At 52.0% G+C, this 19,869-nt stretch carries 18 protein-coding genes; 4 read left to right on the plus strand and 14 right to left on the minus strand.

Annotated features, from left to right (window positions below; all coding sequences use genetic code 11):
* Positions 1-26: 26 nt before the first annotated feature.
* The 4 genes from dndC to VIN96_RS10490 are packed head-to-tail and all read left to right on the plus strand — an operon-like array spanning position 27 to position 5,007.
* Positions 27-1,178, plus strand: a complete 1,152-nt coding sequence (gene dndC, locus VIN96_RS10475) for a DNA phosphorothioation system sulfurtransferase DndC (protein ID WP_331896010.1) — start codon at positions 27-29, stop codon at positions 1,176-1,178.
* On the plus strand, positions 1,171-1,389 hold the full coding sequence (locus VIN96_RS10480) for a DNA modification system-associated small protein (protein ID WP_331896012.1): 219 nt from the start codon (positions 1,171-1,173) through the stop codon (positions 1,387-1,389). The genes dndC and VIN96_RS10480 overlap by 8 nt, the downstream gene beginning before the upstream one ends.
* Before the next feature lie 19 nt (positions 1,390-1,408).
* Positions 1,409-3,481, plus strand: a complete 2,073-nt coding sequence (gene dndD / locus VIN96_RS10485; protein WP_331896014.1) for a DNA sulfur modification protein DndD — start codon at positions 1,409-1,411, stop codon at positions 3,479-3,481.
* Complete coding sequence (locus VIN96_RS10490; protein WP_331896016.1) at positions 3,478-5,007, plus strand: DNA translocase FtsK; 1,530 nt, start codon at positions 3,478-3,480, stop codon at positions 5,005-5,007. Before dndD ends, VIN96_RS10490 begins: the two co-directional genes overlap by 4 nt.
* Before the next feature lie 53 nt (positions 5,008-5,060).
* On the opposite strand, the gene VIN96_RS10495 is transcribed toward VIN96_RS10490, so the two are convergent.
* The 14 genes from VIN96_RS10495 to VIN96_RS10560 all read right to left on the minus strand — a co-directional run bounded on the left by VIN96_RS10495 (position 5,061) and on the right by VIN96_RS10560 (position 19,866).
* Positions 5,061-6,428, minus strand: a complete 1,368-nt coding sequence (locus VIN96_RS10495; protein WP_331896018.1) for an exonuclease domain-containing protein — start codon at positions 6,426-6,428, stop codon at positions 5,061-5,063.
* A gap of 3 nt (positions 6,429-6,431) precedes the next feature.
* Positions 6,432-6,890, minus strand: coding sequence for a hypothetical protein (locus tag VIN96_RS10500; protein WP_331896019.1), 459 nt, complete (start codon positions 6,888-6,890; stop codon positions 6,432-6,434).
* Positions 6,880-7,917: a hypothetical protein gene (locus VIN96_RS10505; protein ID WP_331896021.1), complete on the minus strand. Its 1,038-nt coding sequence runs from the start codon at positions 7,915-7,917 to the stop codon at positions 6,880-6,882. Before VIN96_RS10505 ends, VIN96_RS10500 begins: the two co-directional genes overlap by 11 nt.
* Before the next feature lie 499 nt (positions 7,918-8,416).
* Positions 8,417-9,202, minus strand: a complete 786-nt coding sequence (locus VIN96_RS10510) for a hypothetical protein (RefSeq protein ID WP_331896022.1) — start codon at positions 9,200-9,202, stop codon at positions 8,417-8,419.
* On the minus strand, positions 9,180-10,622 hold the full coding sequence (locus VIN96_RS10515) for a dGTP triphosphohydrolase (RefSeq protein WP_331896024.1): 1,443 nt from the start codon (positions 10,620-10,622) through the stop codon (positions 9,180-9,182). The genes VIN96_RS10510 and VIN96_RS10515 overlap by 23 nt, the downstream gene beginning before the upstream one ends.
* Positions 10,623-10,775: 153 nt before the next feature.
* Entirely contained in the window at positions 10,776-11,705 is a 930-nt protein-coding gene (locus tag VIN96_RS10520) for a tyrosine-type recombinase/integrase (RefSeq protein ID WP_331896025.1), read from the minus strand.
* A gap of 25 nt (positions 11,706-11,730) precedes the next feature.
* On the minus strand, positions 11,731-12,828 hold the full coding sequence (locus tag VIN96_RS10525; protein WP_331896026.1) for a hypothetical protein: 1,098 nt from the start codon (positions 12,826-12,828) through the stop codon (positions 11,731-11,733).
* 639 nt (positions 12,829-13,467) lie between these two features.
* Positions 13,468-14,724 carry a reverse transcriptase domain-containing protein gene (locus VIN96_RS10530; protein ID WP_331896028.1) on the minus strand — a complete coding sequence of 419 codons (1,257 nt, stop codon included), beginning with the start codon at positions 14,722-14,724 and terminating at the stop codon, positions 13,468-13,470.
* On the minus strand, positions 14,721-15,185 hold the full coding sequence (locus VIN96_RS10535) for a hypothetical protein (protein ID WP_331896029.1): 465 nt from the start codon (positions 15,183-15,185) through the stop codon (positions 14,721-14,723). The genes VIN96_RS10530 and VIN96_RS10535 overlap by 4 nt, the downstream gene beginning before the upstream one ends.
* A 1-nt stretch (position 15,186) precedes the next feature.
* A complete protein-coding gene (locus tag VIN96_RS10540; protein ID WP_331896030.1) occupies positions 15,187-15,384 on the minus strand; it encodes a helix-turn-helix domain-containing protein in 198 nt (65 codons plus the stop codon).
* 85 nt (positions 15,385-15,469) lie between these two features.
* Positions 15,470-16,006 (minus strand): hypothetical protein, encoded by a 537-nt coding sequence (locus VIN96_RS10545; RefSeq protein ID WP_331896031.1) that lies wholly within the window; start codon positions 16,004-16,006, stop codon positions 15,470-15,472.
* On the minus strand, positions 15,999-17,240 hold the full coding sequence (locus VIN96_RS10550; RefSeq protein WP_331896032.1) for a tyrosine-type recombinase/integrase: 1,242 nt from the start codon (positions 17,238-17,240) through the stop codon (positions 15,999-16,001). The genes VIN96_RS10545 and VIN96_RS10550 overlap by 8 nt, the downstream gene beginning before the upstream one ends.
* A gap of 253 nt (positions 17,241-17,493) precedes the next feature.
* The gene (locus VIN96_RS10555) at positions 17,494-18,504 is read right to left on the minus strand and encodes a site-specific integrase (RefSeq protein WP_331896034.1); all 1,011 of its coding nucleotides are present in this window, start codon (positions 18,502-18,504) and stop codon (positions 17,494-17,496) included.
* A 639-nt stretch (positions 18,505-19,143) separates the two neighbouring features.
* On the minus strand, positions 19,144-19,866 hold the full coding sequence (locus VIN96_RS10560) for a helix-turn-helix transcriptional regulator (protein WP_331896036.1): 723 nt from the start codon (positions 19,864-19,866) through the stop codon (positions 19,144-19,146).
* Positions 19,867-19,869 lie beyond the last annotated feature (3 nt).

A 19,869-nucleotide genomic window follows, 5' to 3' on the forward strand; every position in this document is an offset into this window, starting at 1 on the left:
TGCCCCACAATAATGAGAAAATAATAGTGAATAATCAATCACCTAGCTATGCCGATCACAACGGAGACATCAGTTCGATTGCCGAACGGTGGCGTATCGTCGTTGATGAGGTAAAACAAGAATATCTAGCTGAAAATCAACACTATCCTTGGATTATTGGATTTAGTGGTGGCAAGGACAGCACCGTCGTCGCCCATGCCGTCTTTGAGGCGCTATTAGATATTCCACCTTCGAAGCGCACACGCCCCGTCTATATCGTATCAAATGATACTCTGGTCGAAAGCCCTCTTGTGATGGCCCACCTGAATAAGGTGAGCTCGCGAATTAAGGATGCAGCAGAAAGCCTGGAATTGCCAATTACTGTTGCTCGCACGACACCAGACCCGGACAAGACATTCTGGGTATTGCTAATCGGTAAGGGATACCCCAGCCCAAATATGACAATGCGCTGGTGTACAGACCGCCTGAAAATCATGCCGACCAGCGGCTATATCAAGAAGTACGTTTCAGAAGCAGGAGCAGCTATCGTGGTCCTGGGGGTACGTCGTGACGAGAGCCAAACACGTCAGCGCTCAATCGAAAAGTTTCGTAATCAGCGAGGAGGACGCTTAACAGAGCATGACAAGCTCCCAGGTGCGTATGTCTATCGCCCCATTGTTGATTTATCACTTGATGACGTTTGGGAAATTCTAGGGTATTTTCCTGCGCCATGGGGTGGAACACATATAGATTTAATTAAACTATATAGAGAATCTGAAGGTGGGGAGTGTCCTGTCGTGCTAAGTTCCGATGAAGCACCTGGTTGCGGAACATCAAGCAGCCGCTTCGGCTGTTGGACTTGCACGGTCGTGGAAAAAGACAAAAGCCTTCAAGGGTTTATTGATGCCGGCAACCACGAGTATTTGCCTCTTGTTGAATTTCGGGACTGGCTTCGAGAAATCCGCAATGACCCGTCTATGCGCCAAGCTATACGGAGGAACGGCAAGTTAACATTTGCCGCGTCGGGTAGGCATATCCCTGGTCCGTTTACAATTCAGGCTAGAAAATTAATCCTCGAAAGATTGTTGGATGTGCAAGAACGTTTTGGTGACAGGTTAATTACCGACGCAGAGATAAACTTGATCCACGAAAATTGGGCACAAGAACTTCAGAACGAGAAGGGGGTAGCAGATGGATGACGAGGCCCTAGTTGATGACGGCTATCTTAGTGATTTGCCTCTATGGCAGGACGACGATGCACGAGCCATTTTAGAGAAGGTCTGTGCTGAGTTTGATGTTCCCGTGGATGTTATTACCGAGTTGGTGACTCTTCAGCGTGAGAAGCAGCATCAAGAGCGAGCAGCTGGAAGTTACGCTCGTATTGAAGAAATTATTGGACGGATCGACTGAGCCATTAGGGGGAGCGTTCGTGTGGATTTCAAAGATTGAACTGGTTTGTTTTAAGTCATACCAGTCACAGGTATTCGAATTTCCAGAGCCAAAGAACAGCAAGAACATTGTTCTTGTGGGGGGAATGAATGGCTATGGCAAAACTTCAATTTTAGAAGCGTTGTATCTATGTCTTTACGGAAAAGATGCGATCGTCCATTTAGCGCGAGCAGGATTGAAGACGGACGAGAATCGCGGATATCCGACTTTTTTGGAGAAAGCGTTTAACGGCGAAGCCCGGCGCGAAGGTCGCGATACAATGATGGTTCGTGTAGAGATCAATAAAACACGGACCAAATCTGTCGATATAGCCAGAAAATGGTATTTCCGCTCGAATGGCACATGGGCCGTAGAGGAAGAGGCTGTTGTTCGCAACGTGGTACGCGGCGTACCTCAAACTCCAAAAGTTGATGGGCGTGGTGGATTTAATTTGTCAGAGATGTTGGACGAAGTTTTCGTCCCCGCTCACGTTGCGCCCTTTTTCTTTTTTGACGGTGAGGAAGTCAAAAAGCTCGCCGATCAGGGGCGCGTTGAGCAAGTCAAACAAGGCTTGGAAGGTTTACTCGGTGTTGTCCTTTTAAGAACCCTCGCTGACCGGCTTCGTAATTTCGAAAACAAAAAGCGGGGGGAGGTTGCATCTGTTGATGAGCAGAACCTCGCAAATCTGCTTGATACCCTTACGAACAATCAACACACATTAGAGCAGCTTAAGAAAAAGGAGGCGGAGGCTCAAGATGAGCAAACACGTCTAAAGGCTCAACGCGAGGCGTTAATTGAGCGGATTACTGCTGCTGGCGGTGGCGGCGGAGATATCGCTAACGTCAAGGACCTCGTGGAGGAACGCGAACAGTTTCGTAACAAACTGAAAGAAAGCCAAAGGAAACTCGAGGAAGTTCTTGCTGGTCGCTTGCCATTCCACCTCGTCTCTAAAGAACTCCTTGAAGCGTTCCGGCAACAGCTTGAAGCAGAAATTAAGTTATATGACTGGGAAGCGGATAAGCGGTCTTTGGAGCCGCGCAAACTTGAGTTTGAGAAAGCGTTTGTTGATGCGACAGCACCTGAAGTGGAGCCTCCACTGACTGGAGAACAGCTTACGGCAATTAAAGGGCGCATTGAGGCCGCTTGGGCCAGCTTGTTTTATCCGCCTCCTGATGATTGTGCATCAGAGATTGTTCACACATACATGGACGACCGCCTTCGCCAGAAAGCAAAAAACTTTCTCGGCTCTTTGTCATTGGGACAGCAAGAGGTGCAGGACTTGCTCAGTGAGCAAAAGTCCGCATACCAAAGAATTGATGAGCTTGGACGAAAAATCAGCAAGCTCGAGGGGATTGACCGTGATGGCACACTCACGGCTCTGAAAAACGAATTACAGAAGGCGCAAGACCGTATTGACCAATTGGCAGAGGATAATCGTGCTGACGATAGAAAAATCCATGCCCTTGAAGCTCAAGTAACCTCACAAAAAGCTGAATATGAGCGAGAACGAAAAAAACTTGATGACTCAAGTCCAGCTCGTGCACAGCTCGAAAAATCTGAGCGTGTTCGAAAAGTCATTGATGCCGTTGTACCTGCACTCTTCCCTTTGAAGGTGAAGGCGCTAGGCTCTGCAATGACAAAAGTTTACAAACAGCTTGCTCATAAGGACCAAGTGTCAAAGATAGAAATTAACGACGATGGTTCGACGTTGATTCTGGGCAAATCTGGCAAAGAAATCACGTTCGATCGTTCTGCGGGTGAAAATCAAATTTTCGCCACGGCATTGATTGCCGGACTGGCGAAGGTGTCTGGAGTACCGGCTCCAATGGTTGTGGATACGCCATTGGGTCGATTGGACAGCAAACATCGAGCTAACATCCTTAAATTTTGGACCGGTGATGTTGCTAGACAGGTAATTCTGCTATCTCAGGATGAAGAGATTGATCACAGTTTTTACGAGCAGATAGCTAACAGTGTTGGTAAAACATACCTCCTTGACCATGTGGATGTTGGTGATGGAATTGGCAGAACATCGGCCAGAGAAGGTCAGTATTTTGAGCGGGAAGATCGATGAGCGAGTTATCTATTCAGCAAATACTCAGTTCCCGCTATCGCACAAGCCAAGTTGCCGACCGACACACGGTAACACTTATGGAAGGCCTAGGCCTGTCCACAAAGGCTAATGTGGCACGCCTGTGCATTGGTCGTTCTTTGGCAATGGGCCCACTGTTAGAAGAGGGCATTGACGCGAAGGGGCTAGAAATCCCTGCCGCCTCTCTTTTCACGCAAGAGGATATTGGGGTGTGGGTTGGAATGGTCGTAACGCATGCTCAGATGAATAATGCGTCTCCAATCGAAACTATGGATTCGTTCCGTGCTGCTGTCCGAATGCACTGGCACAGAGGTGCCCAATTAATGATGGACGATTGGAGAGCGAATGATGAGGACTTTGACAGGTTTTTGGAAACCCTGATTAATCGACGGGCAGAGCTGCCAACCTCTGCCAAAACGCCAAAAGGTAATGATGAAGAAGCAACTGGCGAACAGGAGAAGCCGAAAGATGTGTCTGCTGAACTAGTAAAAGCTTTAGCTGATATTGGTGTAACGGCAGACGTCAAAGGTTTCACTCATGGTCCGCGAGTTACTCGCTATAGAGTGTTTTTGTCAGATGTAAATCACCTCCCTAAACTCCAAAGGGGAATGGATCGTTTAAGCCTTGTATTGGGACTTCAAGGGGCAATACCTACGGTTACCCTGGGAGACGAGGCAAGATTAGTATTTTTAGATATTCCGCGTCTGAAGGCTACTTGGGAAACGGTCCCATTTGCAAAATTGCGTGAATGGACCAGTGCTAAGGCTTCTGACCCCGACGAACTACACGTCTTCCCCGGCGTTGATATTTTGGGTGCCCCCTTCTCGTTGAATCTCGCAAGTAGCCTGAGCCCTCATCTTTTGGTCGGTGGAGCAACTGGCCAGGGAAAAAGTGTTTGTCTGCATGCACTCATCCTCTCTCTTATGATGCAACACACTCCGGCAAGCATGAGGGTTGCGTTGATTGATCCAAAGCGGGTCGAATTTTCTGTTTACGAAGGGAACGAGTATCTGTGGGGTGATGACGTCGCATTGGGAATTGGCCCAGCGCGGGAACGCCTTCTTGACCTTGTGTCGGAGATGGATAGTCGTTATGAAACGTTCCGCGAAATTGGGGTGACCAACATTATCGAAGCCCGAGCAAAAGGCGTAAAGCTGCCTTTCATCGTTGCTTTTATAGAAGAACTCGCGGACTTGGTTATCCAAGATAGAGACCTAGAAACTCAGATTGTGCGTCTTGCGCAGTTGGCGCGTGCTGCAGGGATTCACCTTGTTCTCGCCACTCAACGTCCGGATGCTAAAACTTTCAGCGGCTTAGTCAGAAGCAATATCCCGGCTAGAATTGCGCTCAAAGTCCAAAAGAGCTCTGAGTCCTCAATTATTCTCGACGAAACAGGTGCTGAATCTCTGTTGGGAGAGGGGGATATGCTGGTGAAAATCACAGGCGATCCAGTTCGGGTCCACGGTGTTTACGTGCGCCGGAGAGAGATCGAGAGCTTTCTGAGCTAACAACAAGTATATAGACTGCTGCAGCTCTCTTCAGTTGTTAACGAACCTCGGGGTTATCGGAGTAGATCAACAAACTCCCTGATTTCCGCCAGCATCCCGTCTTGGGCGCGCGGATCACCTTTAATCTCGTCTAACTCCCCATACGCGCTTGTAACGGTAACCCAAGGCACATCGCCCTCGGCATGAAACCGCTTCTTTCGCCATGCGTCATGACCCTGGCGCGTTTCGGCTGTGAGGGCGTCCGGGTGTTCGAGATAGATCAGGCGTTCGCCCAGTTCCCGCAAACGGGCATCCTGGATACGTGAGACGATGGCCGGGCGATCTGCCCATGGGGCGGCGTGAAACTGCTCCATAAGTGCGTTATCGGCGGCGCTGGGAAAACCCTCAAAAATTCGTTGCTCCACATACGCTGGCGCTTCTCTTTCCGGGTAGCGGGTGGCGACGGCCCCCGCCACGTTACGGGCGAAGGTCGGATGTTCACGCACGGCACGCACCTTATCCATCAATTGATCCATCGTCTGACCGTGCCCCGCCACCCCCGGATGGCTGAGTGTATGCGGAGTGACGATGGGGCTTTGGTTGGCCTTGATGATGCGGATGGGGCGCGGGCTGATGCGGAGCAGTGAGCTCATATCCTTTTCGGACGTATCCAGGTACGGGGTCGGGTCGTGGGACAGGTCGAACACGGCGACCTCAGACGGATTGTCGGGATTGGCCGCGATCTTGGTGGCGAGGATCGAGGGCTGGCCGAACATCATCTCGGACGAACAGAACACGTCCTCATCCAACGCTGCAAGCGCACCTTGCTTGGAACTCGTGCGCCTCATCGCTTCCCACACTGCCGGGGCGCGATCCCGGATTAACCGCGCCAGGTCCAGTGTGGCCTGGGTATCGGAAAGTGCCTCATGCGCGTCCAGGTGCGTCAGCCCGTTGGTCGGGGCCAGAAGCTCCAGCTTGAAACTCGGCTTACCCTTGTCGTTCAACGGCACCTGCAATACATCCGGTGCGTACTGCGAGGCAGCATGGGCCAGCTTAAGCACGTCCATGCGCATGTTGCCGCCGGTGTTGGTCAAGTAGGTGGGGTTGAGCGTCTGGTAGAAGGCCTGGCGCAGCATCCCCTCGTCATAGCTGATGGAGTTGTAGCCGACGATCACGGCAGGAGCGTAGCGCTCGATCAGGGCGCGGATTTCCCGGATCATCTCGTAGTGCGACAGGTTCGCCCCTGCAATGTCGGACGGACGAACACCGGTGATCACCAACGCTCCCGGCGACGGAATGACGTGGGGCTGGAGACGGCAGCGTAGATTTATTTCTTCGATTGGATTGAGGTCATCATCCGTCACGATCCCGGCGAACTGGAGGATTTGGTCGAACCCAGCCGCCAGCCCCGTGGTTTCCGTGTCGTAGAAGATGAATGCCATTGGCTATCCGATTTTGCGATCCCATAGCTTGGCCGAGCGCGCCACGCATCCATCTGGCAACGTGACCCGCCGACCGGTGTCATGATAGCCCATCTCCCGCATCAGGTCGGCCACAAATCCTCCCGCCGTATGGGTAGTCATGTTGTGCTTTCCATAACGGTCCCTGAGCTTTCCAGCGATCATGGGGTCGATGACCGCCATGGGGGCGATGCCTTGTGCGACTGCCTTGGCCGCAGCAGCGTGCGCTTCATCTGAAAAAACTATCCGGTGCATTTCCACGACAAGGGGATCGTCCATACCCACGCATGTGCCATCATCAAGCGCCAAGCCCAAGTCTAAGATCATCTGCATCAAGGCCCCGGCTGCCGGTGATCCTGCTTTCTCGGCGTTTTCGTACAGACGGGCCCGTTCCCTGGGAGTGAGGGCCTTGAGCCTTTCCGGTGTCCAATCCTTAGCCATCATGAGCCTCGTTCGTAGTTTCCTGAAGAATACGGCCTTGATGGCGCTCCATCGCGTCAACCCAGCCATCCAGCCGATCCACCAAGTTCTCGATCCGTGGACCATGGCCATCGACCTTTACGTACATGGAGCCACTGGCGGACTGGGTGATTTCTCCCTGAAAGAGTTCCGCCAAGTCTTCCACGTATTTCCGAGCGATCCTACCGCTCATATCCGTCCAAACCTGGCCGTTGCGGGTGATGAAGCCCATGTTGATGGTTTTGCCGGAAGGACTGTCCCACTTGAAGTTCAGGGACCTACGAAACTCGGGATAAACGCCGATGGACGCACACTTGGCGATGAAATTCTTGAGCACAGCGGGCAGGTCTGGGGTGCGTTGCCGGATGGCCTCAAAGAATTGCTCCGAGGATATGGACTGAGGAGCGGCCGCTGTCGTCGTTACCATGGCGGGCGACAGAAACTCGCTCCTCTGGTCGTCAATACGCACGATCCCACGCTCAATCATGCAGGTTTTGGCCAAAGTCCGCGGAACCACCATAAGATCGTCCGTCGCTGCCCCCTGAAACACCGCCAGCTCCACCAAGGCGAAGGTAAAATGAAAGCCCGCGTGGGACTGAAGACCGCCAACCAGTTCCTCTGCGTCCGAACGGATGCCATTCCCGGCCACCAGAACCACAATCCGCCCGTTCTTGAGATTGGTGTTCACCGCATCTACGAATGCGGCCTCATCCAGGGTGTCCGCATCGGGGAACAGGTCATAGAGACGGGCTGGCTTCTCCGCTCTGTCGAAATCGGATTTCAGCACCGCCCCTTCCAGGTCCGCATACGTCATACCGAACAGGCTGGAAGTGTAATCCAACGCCTGGGCCACGACCTCGCGCCGGGCTTGGGGATTGCGGAACAGTTTGACCTCGACAATGACAATGTCGCCTTCGGTGGTCATCAGCAGGTTATCGAGCAGGCCGCTTTTCAGCGGCAGTTCCATGCACACCGGCACCAGAGCGGGCAAGCCCGGTTCAATCTGATCCATGGGTAGGCATGTGGGGTGACGGTGAATGAGACGCTGAAGCCACTGCTCATCATGGCGACCAACTCGACCGCCGATTTCTATCGTCTCCAGAGGCCGGGATGTCTTCCCCGTCACCAGGACAGGTGTTCCTTCGGCTCTCATCAGTCCCCCCCGGAAATCAGAGCTTGCGGTACGCCCCCGCAAGGTGATCTCGTCCTGATCTCAGGTGATCGGGGAGTTTACAAACCGTAGCAAGACGGCCCCTGTGACCTTTAGTTCGGAGAACCTGGACATACGTCACAGGCTCCCCGACCATAAGAGGTCAGGGGTGATTTTGCGGTCTCACCAGACCGCTTGCTACGAGGTTGTAAAGCCCCAGAACAGCGCGTACTGCTCCGCGGGCGAGGTTACTGCTTTCGGTAGTGTTTGTCTATCTTGAGAACATCTAGCTAGACGGCTAAACAGCGAATACCTTTGCAGATACGCATTTAACGGCAATGCCTTTGCCAGTATATTCGATCTAATTTTCTAATAGTTCAAATATACTCGATTGGCGTGGAGGTAACTTAAATGAGCAAGAAGGAAAAGCCGTTAAATGCTCATCTAGCAAGCCATAAAATTGGTCTAGTGTCTCTGGGGTAATCCAGTAATAACTTGCTTTCGATGCATAAGAGTGGATCAACTCGTTTTTATGCTCATAGATAAAGTTACATATATAAACGGCTAATTCTGGCGATATAGATGCTTCCATGGAGCGCATTAGTTTCCATGCGCGAACCACCATTCCTGACGGATTGGGGTTCGCCTCTAAGTTAATATCTAAATGGCCTTCCTCTACGTCTTCGATATACCTATCAATTAAGTGCAGGTGATTTGTAGATATTTCGTAGACGGCTGCGTCCCAGTTGAAGAATGTTGTTTGTGTTAGGTCTTTAAGTTCACCGCCATCTACATATCCTTGATTAAAGGCCCATGTATTAGCAACTGGCCAAACATCGACTAGCCAACGGTCAAGTCGCACACGATGGCCGCCAAACTTGTTTCGCACACTATCATAATTCCGCAAAAACCAGTCTAGGTGATCTGCATCATCCGTAGACACGACCATATCAACGTCTGACCTAAAATGAACAGCTCCCCCGCGAGCGAAATCACGGACCATGCCCCCAAACACAGCCGGGGCTCCGACATCATGCAAACTTTCCACAAAGCTAAGCAGCCCGCGCTTGCGCTTCCGGTTATCGCACCAAAAGCGTTTCAACCTTCGTTGGAGGGCGGATTCGCTATTGACTGGTTGCAGATTCATTTAATCGCCTAAATTCATCCCGCAGGGATATGGCAAAACCATCTGTCATTCCTGCGATCATATCTGTTAACAACTGCAAATCACGATATACCTGCGGCAATTCATCAAGATCATCGTCAGAGACGCGTCGATAATTTTCGGAGATACGCCCATATACGTAACGATGGAATGGCGTTGCCCGACCTTCTCTGGTCGCTTCAATTGCATTCCAAAAATAATTCATCAAATCACGAATGACATGATAGCCCTTCAGTTCTATCTCTAAAACCGATCTGTGCTTGTAGGCATGCTCAAACCCAAAATCTTTAAGCGCGTCTCGCAAGTGACCCGCAGCAGAATCATCTATCAGCTCTTTGTGATAGTTCCCTTCGAGCATCTCTGGAACAACTTGTTGGAAACGTTGTACCACCTCGTTCACCATGGCTGCAATTGCATGCACCCTTAGTTTCTGCATCGAGACGTCATTAAATTCTGAAGGTGACAATTTTTCAGAACGGTAATTGTTAAAATCAGCTTCAGCTGCCTTAAAAACGTTCTCGGTTAACTGTCGCCCGGAGCCCCCATCTTTTTCGTCTTTTTTTACCTGGAGGCTAAGCCAAGACAGAACATCAGATACCGATACCAAACCCTTTTTGACAGCATCTTCTGTGTCCAATACTGAATACGCAATATCGTCACACGCTTCCATGATGAAAGTCAGGGGATGCCGTATACCTAAAGCCAAGCCCGTCGCAGACCATATCTGATTTACGACATCATCCTCGGAACTGAAGAAATTGAATTTTTTACTACCCTGTTTGCTTTTATCAACTTTGTCAGCAGGGACAGGGTACTTCATCAGCGCAGCTAACGTTCCTAACGTCAAATTAAGGCCTCGACCATCGTTGAGAAGCTGAAGCTTAGTAACAACCCTCAAGGTCTGAGCATTGCCCTCAAATTCCACAAACTCCCGTTTCATGCGATCAGTAAGGCCGTGCTTTTTGCCCTCCTCTTCCCATGTATCAAACAAGTCACTGAACCAACTGCCAATAGCTTTTTCGCCCTGGTGACCAAACGGGGGGTTTCCCAGGTCATGAGCCAAACCTGTTGCAGCAAGAATTACGGGAACATCTCGCTTTGCAGATGGTATATCTTTGAAAACGTCGGTGTTGTGCACAAGAGCAACGCCTATGCTTCGGGCAAGGTTCGAAACCTCGTGTGAATGAGTCAGGCGGGTGCGTACACTGTCGTTCTTTTCAAGTGGAAAAACCTGAGTTTTGTCTGCCATACGTCGTACTGGCGTAGAAAAAAGGATTCGATCGTAATCTCGTTCGAAGGGGGTGCGGTGCTCATTGCTTGAAAAGTTATTTGTAGATGTCTTCTCACGCGCAACACGCTTTGGGAGTCTGTCAGAGCAAAACAGGTTATTCCAATTAAGCATTAAGCCCTCCCTCGAATCACTTGATGCCTTGAAACTACACTTTTAGCCATTTTGTTGCCAGCGGAAGCTTCACATACAGCATATAGAAATTTGCTTGATTTTGCGGTTTTACCTCATAAGCAACAGTTAACGTGATTACGGAAAATAACTGCCTTATAACAGTGCACTAGAGGCATTATCAGTGAACAGCTCCCCGTCCCGGATATAGCGGGCGAGCATGGCGTCGGATGCGTGGCCCGTCTGTTGTCGGATTTTCCAGGTAGCGACACCGGCTTGCGCGGCGCTGGTGGCGAGACCCGCGCGCAGGCTATGGCCGGAAAACTGCTTTGGGTCCATCCCTATGGCTCCCACCCGTTCTTTGACCACACCGTTGATCGCCTCTGCGGACAAACGGGCATCCTGTATCCGTTCGTGACGGGTGACAGGGCGGAAAATCGGGCCACCTTCGATCTCCGCTATCGTGATCCACGCCTTGAGGCTTTCCACCGGACACCAACGCCCTCGGGCATAGGGGACACCAACCTTGCGGCCCTGTCCTTCCTGATCTGTCTTGGATCTACGCAGGTGTATCACCAGTCCCTGACGCACCCACTCCAGGTCATCGACATTCAACCCCACCAGCTCTGAGCGCCGGAACCCACCCGCAAAGCCAGTCAGCAGAAGGGCACGATCCCGCACGTCCTTCACGTCGTCACCAAGCATCGCCATGATCCGCATGAGGTCCTCTACAAGGAGGGGCTGGGCAGCCCGTTGAGGGGCCGCGTGGGCACGTTTGATACCCCGCATGGTGGATTTGACCAGTTCAGATTTTGTGGGGCTGAGAAGGCCCTTGGCGGCATGTGTCTTGCTGATGGATGCCAGACGTCGGGTGAGGGTGGCGATGGACAGCTCCCCGGCATGTTCGACCAGATATTCGGCCACCATGACATCGCTCGCCGGGATGATGCCGCCCCACGCTGTGAAGTGTTTCAGGTCGGCCCGATATGCGCGGCGCGTATTCTCACTCACGGACTGGCGAACGTATGACCGGACAAGATCAGAACTGGAAATTTCACAGGGATTGAGGGTGTCGAGCGGCTTCATTGTGACCTCCGATAAGTGATGTTTATCAAAGGTTGGAAATGACGTTGTGTCGGGCCTCATTCAACAGCGGCAGATCCTTCCGAAACAGCGCCAGCCCTGTTTTGGCTTCGGCTTCCGCAATGCCGTGAGTTTCAAAGTCGGCCATGTGCCTTATGCAATTTCCAGCCGTCCACTGGAGCCTCTGGTCAACGCCCCCACTTTCCACGCGGAACAACAACTCGCCCAGGACCCATCCATGATCCTTGGCGGGAACAGCATCCTTGAGCCAGCGGGTGGTTTCGCAGTCCATGTTCCGGAACGCCCGTAGAGAGCTTTTTCCGTCACGAGTGTGAAAACCGTAGGCCCAGCTGGGAACACCGTTGATGATCTTTTCCGGCGGCATGTTGTCGGGTTCTACGTGGCTGTCTGAGTGTTCCAGTTCCCGCCAGAGCAGGGGAATGAATGCCGGGAGAATTTCACCGGTCTTTTTCAGGCCCTCGCGGCAGACCTCGACGACAGTGTCGGGATAGCCATGATCACAGAGTGCATCCATGACCGCCTGAGGTTCCCCGCGACGTTTCTGAAGGCCGTCCCCGCGATACCGATCTGTTCCCATGACGAACCACAGCGCCAGAGAACGACGAGACAGGGTGTCTTCACTTGTGACGATTTCCATCAGGTCCGGTGTTGACAGTACTGCAAACTCGATGCGGTCCGCTTCCAGCGAAGGATGCTCCATGCACACCATCGCGAGATCATCTGCCGCCCGGCATTTGACCGATCGGCAAAGGCGCTGGACCAGGAAGCTCGCCACGGCCCATTCTCCACCCACGCCCTTACGCCACACCTTCCCGGTTAGGCCCGCCGTGGTGAGCGCCACAGCGTCAAAATCCCCCACGCCTATGTCCTCGAAGGCTGTGATGCCAAGACGCCGCCACAGGCGCTCAGGAGAGTCCTGGAGAAGTGTTGCTGCTCCAGTGAGCGCCCACTTTACCTCGCCGCGCCTGATGGCCTTCTGCATAAGCGACATTGCCATCCACGGATTAATGGATTGGGGGCGGAATGTGGGAGTGTCCCGCCTATGGACTAAGATCAGCTCGGCGAGTTCGCTGCGATTAAGTTCGAGAATATGGCTGCTGTTCATGTTCGTCTCCTCCTTGAAAAATGGAGGGACGAAAGGCTTTGGTCCCGTCTAAGACGTTAACTGGGTACGGGCAAGGTGCAAGTAGGGTTTTTAATATCCAGCCCCCCCTCAAGCAAAATAGCTTCAGCTACGTGCGGGCTAATCCCATAACTCAGGGCAATGTGTCCGACTTGAATTTCACCATTCTCATACATCATACGCATGATGTATTGGTCGCCTGGGCCCATGCGACCACCGCAGCCTAATATCTGAGCGTCCAGCTCAGTGCCTAAAACATGATGCGCTGGACGGACACATGAGCGATTTCGGCAGAGCGTTACTACATGGTCTTCTGGACCAATGGGGACACCTTCCATAACGAAACGCACTCGGTTTGCGTAAGCAGTTGTTCCGTTATACCAAAACCGGGGAAATCCCTGATTGTCAAACGCTCCCTTCCAAATCCAACATGGTCTGGTCATTCCTGGAATAAGTGGGCCGTTTTTATCAGTCTGTTGATCCAGTCTGTGGCGTACTTTGTTATCCATTACACCCCTCTATGAGCACGGCAGCAACCAACCTATTTATGTGGTTGATATGACTCGATTTCGAATTGTCCGATTTGTCGGATTGGACAGTTTTAGACACAATCAACAGAAGCTACTCGGCGGCTGATGGTGGTATCAGAAACTTGGACTCGATCTTCATCTTCAAACTGCGGGTATGTGTCAGTCGCTCCAGGCGGAATTCTTTCATGCCATCCCACAGCCGAAACACAGAACACCAGGACCGCACATACCGTTCTGCTTTTGCTAACCGGCCTTGCTGTTTTTTTGCGCTTAACGAAGCATTCAAGGCACTCTTCAGCAGCTTCTCATACGTGCGATCAAATTTCTCACGGTTTTCGGTAGTCGGCTCGACATAAAACTTATTCCCTAAGAATTTGAAGGCATGACCGAGGTAAGGAAACCCTTCTTTTGCCCACCCGGCATTCAATATCCTCGACGATAGCGGCCCGGCAGGGTGGCTACAGAGAGCCTCCCTCAGAGCTAATGCCGTCGTTGTCGCCTCGGCCACGGTCTTGGCCATGATCAGAAAGTTGTCAGCGTAAACGACCAACCGAACCGCTTCTGGAATATCCAGTTGCTCGATTGTCGTGGCCAGCAACATGTCTGAAACAAGTGGCGATACCGACGACCCCTGTGGGATGCCCCGCCGGGCCTCTACGATAGCTTCAGAAAAATCATCGGACGCAATATCGTCGCCCAACTGAAGCTCCGTAGTGTCGAAGGTGAAGCCTGAACACTGTAGGGAGAGCGGAAGGTGTTTACCAATGATCACCTTCTTCACCATGTCTTCAGGCAGGGGTGGGAGAAGTTTAAGTACTTTCTCCTCGTTATAGCTGTTGTAGCAAGAGTTGATGTCTACCTCGACAATAGCCTCATAGCCTTCTTCGAGGTATTGCAGGACAGCCCTGATTGCATTTTGAATCCCGCCATCAAATAGGAACTGGTTTTCGGCCAGCTTTGCAAACGGACGGAGGGCTTTCGCGACAAGTATCTGCAAAGCCCGTTGCTCTAGGCCAAATGACCATACGATACGGGCGTGGTCCGGCTTATCCTCGCGGGGGAGCATCAGCAACTTTACTACCTCCTGCGACCCCTCAAATGGATTAAGGGCTTTAGCCATTTTTTCCGGGTCTGTTACAGCAGGGCGGTTCCGGCGACGTATCTTTTTGTAGGCCTTATCTAGCGCGACGAACTTGCAATAGAACGACTCAAGATAGAGCATGAGTAGCTGATCTGCTTTTTTAAGATCACCCGCCTCAACGGCCTTCTGCATCTTGATACATAGATCACTCTCGTACCGCTTCGCCTTTGCAAGCAACTTCTTGTAGGCTTTTCCCTTGATCATCATTTCAGCAACTCCTTGAGCTTCTGTTCCGCCTCCAATGCTTCTGCACACTTGGTTTTCAGGCGCATCTGCAAGATTTCGTCTTTAAAGGTGGGGCCGAGCCGGTCGATGACCCGGCGTACTGTTGTCGCGTACCATTTCCCGCCATTGGCGGTCGGCACGTTGAGAGCATTCAGCTGTCGTGCCAATGCCAAATATCTGGGAGTGCCGTCCTTCTTGTAGAAAGCGCCGCTAAAACCGATTTCCCTGAGTACAGGAAGGGTTGCGTAGGCGAAGGCGTCAGCTTCGAGCCGGTTACGTTTGGCCAACTCTTTTCCGAACACGCCCCACTCAACCCCGCGCTTGCGAGCATCCGCAATACCTTGGCGGATTGCGGCGGATTGTGCGCTTTTGGTGCCAATGTGTGCACAAAATGAATCAGGTAAAGACCCTGTGTTTACTGACTTTTTATGGACCGTGATCATGTCAGCAGGCCTGATATTCAGATGTTGAATACCGCTTACGCTCTGCAAGCCAGGCGTCTACCTCTTCCCGGTCATACAGCACAATTCGCTTGCCGGCTTTCACGTAAGGTGGTCCGTCACCACGCATGCGCATTTTGGCGAGGGTGGACGTGGAACATTTCACGTATGCTGCCGTTTCCGTCGGGCGCATCTTAGACATGTCTTTCTCCTGGACATCACGAGGCTGATTCGATGTCCTAGAGATACGCCTGTATTGACGGCAAAACTTCCTGACGAAATAGGGGCTATTTTTTGAGGGGGATATTCGGAGTATCTGTGAGTTCTTGAACCTCACCAAACGCGGAATAATACTGCAAAGCTTTCTCGGGGTCTTTCAGGTCAGATTGGACACGGCTGTATGACTTTTGAATCGCGCTAGGTCCAGCCTCGGCAAACGTATCTTTTAAGTATTTGGTTGCCTTGATGAACACATCATCCCATTTTATTCCTTGGCTCCGCAGTCTTTGCACGACCTGCCAGCGCCGAAAATGCGACATGTTTTTCTGGTAGTTGGACAGTTCGTTACCTTTTGCCCCCTTGCCTATTGTGAAGCCAAATTTTAGACGTTCACCGACAACGGCTAATGCTCCTTCAATAGCCCACTCTGGTGGGCTTTGTCCGCTATCTCGTGCCAGCTGCAGTGCATCATAAAGTGCGGCGATTACCCCTGCCTTGTAAAAGGTGCATTGTAAATCCCAACGCTCTTTAAGAGTCATGAGGATCATGTTTCCACTTTGATGCTTATCGTTATCATGCTGGGTTTGTGATGTTTCGTCAGTCATCGTCTTGACCTTCGGCTTGTTGCATCTCGGCACCCTTGTTCATAACGGCAGATATAGTTTCTGTAATCCGTTCAGCGGCTTCGTGGAGAGCTTGGTCTGCCATATGAGCGTATATCTGCGTCGTTTTAGGGTCCTTGTGGCCAAGCATTTTGCCGATCATCAACAAGCTATCACCACCTTGTGCTGCAACACTGGCAAAGCTATGGCGAAGGTCATGGATTCGAACATCATCCAGCCCTTCCCACGCGCGGATCGTATTCCAAACCTTCTGAAGGCCAGTGTAGTGCTTGCCCTTGTCGGAACTGGGCAGCACGAAATCTTCACCCTCAATTTTCTCGATGTCTTTGAGCACTTCGAGGGCCGGCGTTCCTAGCGGTACAATTTTTTGACCGGTCTTTGAGTCGGGTAGGCGTAAGCATCGGGCATTCCAGTCGATATAATCCCATTTCAGGGTCAGGATTTCCGACTTACGGCAGCCCGTGTAGATCAGCAGGCGAAGAGCTGTTACGGCTGTCGAGTTAATATCCTCGTCCTCTGCCCGCTTCAGAATGGCCCCCAGCTTTCCGATTTCTGAGGGGGACAAAAAGCGATCATTGCGCTTGTCCGGATATTTTTTCACGCCGTGAACGGGATTGTCCGTCCGCAATCCCTTCTGCACAGCAAAGGTGAAGATACTGCCGAGCAGACCGACAGTGCGTGTCGCCGTACCTTTGCCACCCCGGACAATGGCCCGCCCTCGGGTTTTGGTTTTATCGTCCGTCTTGGTCTTGCCGTTGGCGACATCATTCATAAACTTGATCACATCATCCTGGGTGACGGATCGGACAAGGCGTTTGCCGAGGAGTGGTTTGATGTGCCGTTCAATACGACCCTTGTCTGTGGCGACTGTGGAGGCCTTTTTGCTGGAGCATCCTTCGGTGAGGTAAAGCTCACAGAGTTTCTCAAGTGTGGTGTCTTTATGAGCCTTGGAACGATCACCAGAAGGGTCCGCACCCTCGCCGATGGCCCCCAGTAAAGTCATGGCCTTTTTGCGGGCTTTATCAGGTGTATATGGCCCATGCAGACCAATGGTGAAGCGGCGGGTGCGGCCCTCGTGTCGATACTGAACCAAATACGACTTTTTCCCCGATGGAAAGACACGCAGGCCATAACCCGGCAGGTCGTTGTCCCACAGGATGTAGTCTTTTTCCTTAGGCTTGGCAGCATCAATGGTCTTTTTGGTGAGCTTGGGCAAAATCCATATCCATCCTCTACAAGCCCGCTTCACGGAAGCACAACGGAAGCATGCGGAAGCACTTTATCGGACTCTTACGGCATCGTATGGAACTATCTTTGCATTTATCTTATTGATTTATCAATGTAAATAAACAATAAGGAATCTCCCGGAATTGAAGAGTTTAGCCCTCCGAAGGCAGAGGTCGTGAGTTCGAATCTCGCCGGGTGCGCCATTTCCTTCAATGACTTACACCCATTTCCGCTTATGGCGTTTAGGCCGACTGTGCCGAAACTGTGCCATAGGCGTTTAGCGCCGCGATTGCCCGCTCCTGAAAGTCAGGAGCCAGGTGCGCATAGCGCTGCACCATCTGGAAGCTTTTGTGCCTCGTCAGGTGCATAATCTCGTACAGCGACACGCCTTGCTGCACGAGCCGTGAGGCGAAGGTGTGCCTCAGGTCGTGAAAGCGAAAATCATCCAACCCCGCCCGCACACGTGCCTTAGCAAAGGCCGTGCTGACGTCTTTCATGGGTTGGCCGCGATAGGTGAAGACGGGACCGATTTCTTTGGGGCCTAAATCCGTCAACACCTGCTTGGCGCGATCCGTCAGACGGATCGTGCGATCTTCGCCGTTCTTGGTTTTTGTGTACGTTATGAACCTTCGCGCCAAATCGACATTTTGCCAATCCAGTTTGAGCAATTCCGAACGCCTGCCCCCTGTATCGACGGCGAAGGCAATCAACGCGCGCTGATGGGGCTTGGACGCCATCAGCAAGCGTTTCTCTTCTTCCACCGTCAGCCACCGACACCGCCCCGCGTCTTTCTTCATACGAGGGAACGGCGGCACCTGAGCCAATAGGCCTTCACGGAACGCCTTGTTCATGATCGCCCGTAACGTAGAAAGATCGCGCAACGCGGTTGCGGGTTTGACTTCCCCCAATCGCTCATCCACCCATTCGCGGATCACCGCATGGGTTAGGTCGGTTAGGGTCTTGTCCCCGAACCTGTCCATCAGCCTTTGCAGGCGGGATTTGACGCTCGCCTTATACGACACCGGATTATCCCTTAGGCGTTCCTGTCCGTAACGCAATAGTGCCTCTTGAAACGGAAATTCCGGGATCACTCCGAAATGCTGTTCTAAGAAACTCTCTTGTTGCCACTTCGCCGCCAAAGCCTCAGCTAACTTTTTATCGTCAACCCCAGTGCTTTTGCGGTGGCGGCGACCTTTCTGGTCTGTCCAATCAACCCACCACTTGGTGGAATTTTCGCGTTTAAAGATACGCATGTTTGCCGTCCTTTCTGCTGTGCAGAAGTTCGGGCGCTGTTGTGTGCCTTATTCTGCTCCGCATGGGCTTCGATATCAACCACGTCCCAGCGCTTGCAGCGTGGGCCGAGGTTTACGTAAGGGATGTCGAAAGCCAAAAACGTATCCACGCACACGCCGAGCCATCCCGCCGCTTCCTCACGTGTGAGGTAACGCCGGACTGGCAATGCGTAAGCTAAGGCCGTTTCTGTCGCCATCCCCTTAGGGCTTCCTTCTGTTTCACCGCTTGCGCTTAACGTAGGGAACCGCCCCTTAGCCAAACCATGCGTTTCTATTTTCGACCATCAGCCTTGATCTGTATTTTCCCTTAGCTAAGGGAAAATCAGTTCCAAAGCGCCTTAGCTAAGGCATGCGAACCGCCTAAGGCAAAATTGCCAAACCCGCTCCCGAAACCTCATATTCCGTTACGAAACAACATGCGCAAAAAAACAGGCCGCGTGCAGCGACCCGTATCGTTACGAAAGGGGTGGGGTGTAATGGTCTTCAAAACGAAGACGAATCGGTGCATCCAATACGTAGGGAGGCCTTTCGATGCGTATCGTTACGAAAGGGTTTCGTATCAATACGAACGACAAAGCTGCGGCATAGCTTCACCGCCCCTCACAGGGCAATAAGCCCCAATTGAATGGCACGCGCCAATGCGTGTTCACGCGTCGAGGCTCCAAGCTTACGCTTGGCACTGCCGATGTGTGTATCCACCGTGATCCGAGCGATCATCAGGCGGTCAGATATTTGTTCGCTGTTCAGGCCTTGCGCAAGCCATAACAAGCATTCTCGTTCGCGGGTGGTCAACGTCACCGCATTGGCTTGTTCCTGACGCAATAAATCTTGAATAATCGTGTGGGAGTACAATACCGCCAATGTGATTTGGGTCGAAACTCCCTCATACAATCCCATAAAGTTTTTTGTATTTTGGTCGGTCCCAAAGAAGAAACCGCCGACATCACCGTCGCGCTGAAGTCTGAGGGGAATGGTCACGGCGGTCTTAATGCCAACCTGCTCTGCGTCCCTCATCATAAGAAGTGCTCTTTCGCCGATATCGCCTCGTTTTGTGTTGTATTCGGCTCCGGATACAATAGGGGTCAGCTGGCTCATGCAATGGTGAACCGTATGGTCGACCTGGTCGAAATTTTCTTGCATATAGTGTTCGATCCACCCCGGCTGCGCGGTGCTCATAAAGGCCAAATTGTCCACTGGACCAAAAGCATAGTTTACGGTGTCCGCCCCTAAACTCTCCATATGCCGCGTCGTGCTTGTCCACGCCACGTCAACTGACGAGGACCGTGAAATGGTTGTGATGAAATCAAGCGTTTGGGTATCCATGAA

It is taken from the genome of Magnetovibrio sp. (genome assembly GCF_036568125.1).
Lineage (GTDB): Bacteria > Pseudomonadota > Alphaproteobacteria > Rhodospirillales > Magnetovibrionaceae > Magnetovibrio.

Excerpts from the sequence above, each read along its gene's own strand:
- VIN96_RS10480 (WP_331896012.1), top strand. The coding sequence starts at position 1,171 with ATGGATGACGAGGCCCTAGTTGATGACGGCTATCTTAGTGATTTGCCT.
- VIN96_RS10490 (WP_331896016.1), top strand. The coding sequence starts at position 3,478 with ATGAGCGAGTTATCTATTCAGCAAATACTCAGTTCCCGCTATCGCACA.
- VIN96_RS10495 (WP_331896018.1), bottom strand. The coding sequence starts at position 6,428 with ATGGCATTCATCTTCTACGACACGGAAACCACGGGGCTGGCGGCTGGG.
- VIN96_RS10500 (WP_331896019.1), bottom strand. The coding sequence starts at position 6,890 with ATGATGGCTAAGGATTGGACACCGGAAAGGCTCAAGGCCCTCACTCCC.
- VIN96_RS10505 (WP_331896021.1), bottom strand. The coding sequence starts at position 7,917 with ATGGATCAGATTGAACCGGGCTTGCCCGCTCTGGTGCCGGTGTGCATG.
- VIN96_RS10510 (WP_331896022.1), bottom strand. The coding sequence starts at position 9,202 with ATGAATCTGCAACCAGTCAATAGCGAATCCGCCCTCCAACGAAGGTTG.
- VIN96_RS10515 (WP_331896024.1), bottom strand. The coding sequence starts at position 10,622 with ATGCTTAATTGGAATAACCTGTTTTGCTCTGACAGACTCCCAAAGCGT.
- VIN96_RS10520 (WP_331896025.1), bottom strand. The coding sequence starts at position 11,705 with ATGAAGCCGCTCGACACCCTCAATCCCTGTGAAATTTCCAGTTCTGAT.
- VIN96_RS10525 (WP_331896026.1), bottom strand. The coding sequence starts at position 12,828 with ATGAACAGCAGCCATATTCTCGAACTTAATCGCAGCGAACTCGCCGAG.
- VIN96_RS10530 (WP_331896028.1), bottom strand. The coding sequence starts at position 14,724 with ATGATGATCAAGGGAAAAGCCTACAAGAAGTTGCTTGCAAAGGCGAAG.
- VIN96_RS10535 (WP_331896029.1), bottom strand. The coding sequence starts at position 15,185 with ATGATCACGGTCCATAAAAAGTCAGTAAACACAGGGTCTTTACCTGAT.
- VIN96_RS10540 (WP_331896030.1), bottom strand. The coding sequence starts at position 15,384 with ATGTCTAAGATGCGCCCGACGGAAACGGCAGCATACGTGAAATGTTCC.
- VIN96_RS10545 (WP_331896031.1), bottom strand. The coding sequence starts at position 16,006 with ATGACTGACGAAACATCACAAACCCAGCATGATAACGATAAGCATCAA.
- VIN96_RS10555 (WP_331896034.1), bottom strand. The coding sequence starts at position 18,504 with ATGCGTATCTTTAAACGCGAAAATTCCACCAAGTGGTGGGTTGATTGG.
- VIN96_RS10560 (WP_331896036.1), bottom strand. The coding sequence starts at position 19,866 with ATGGATACCCAAACGCTTGATTTCATCACAACCATTTCACGGTCCTCG.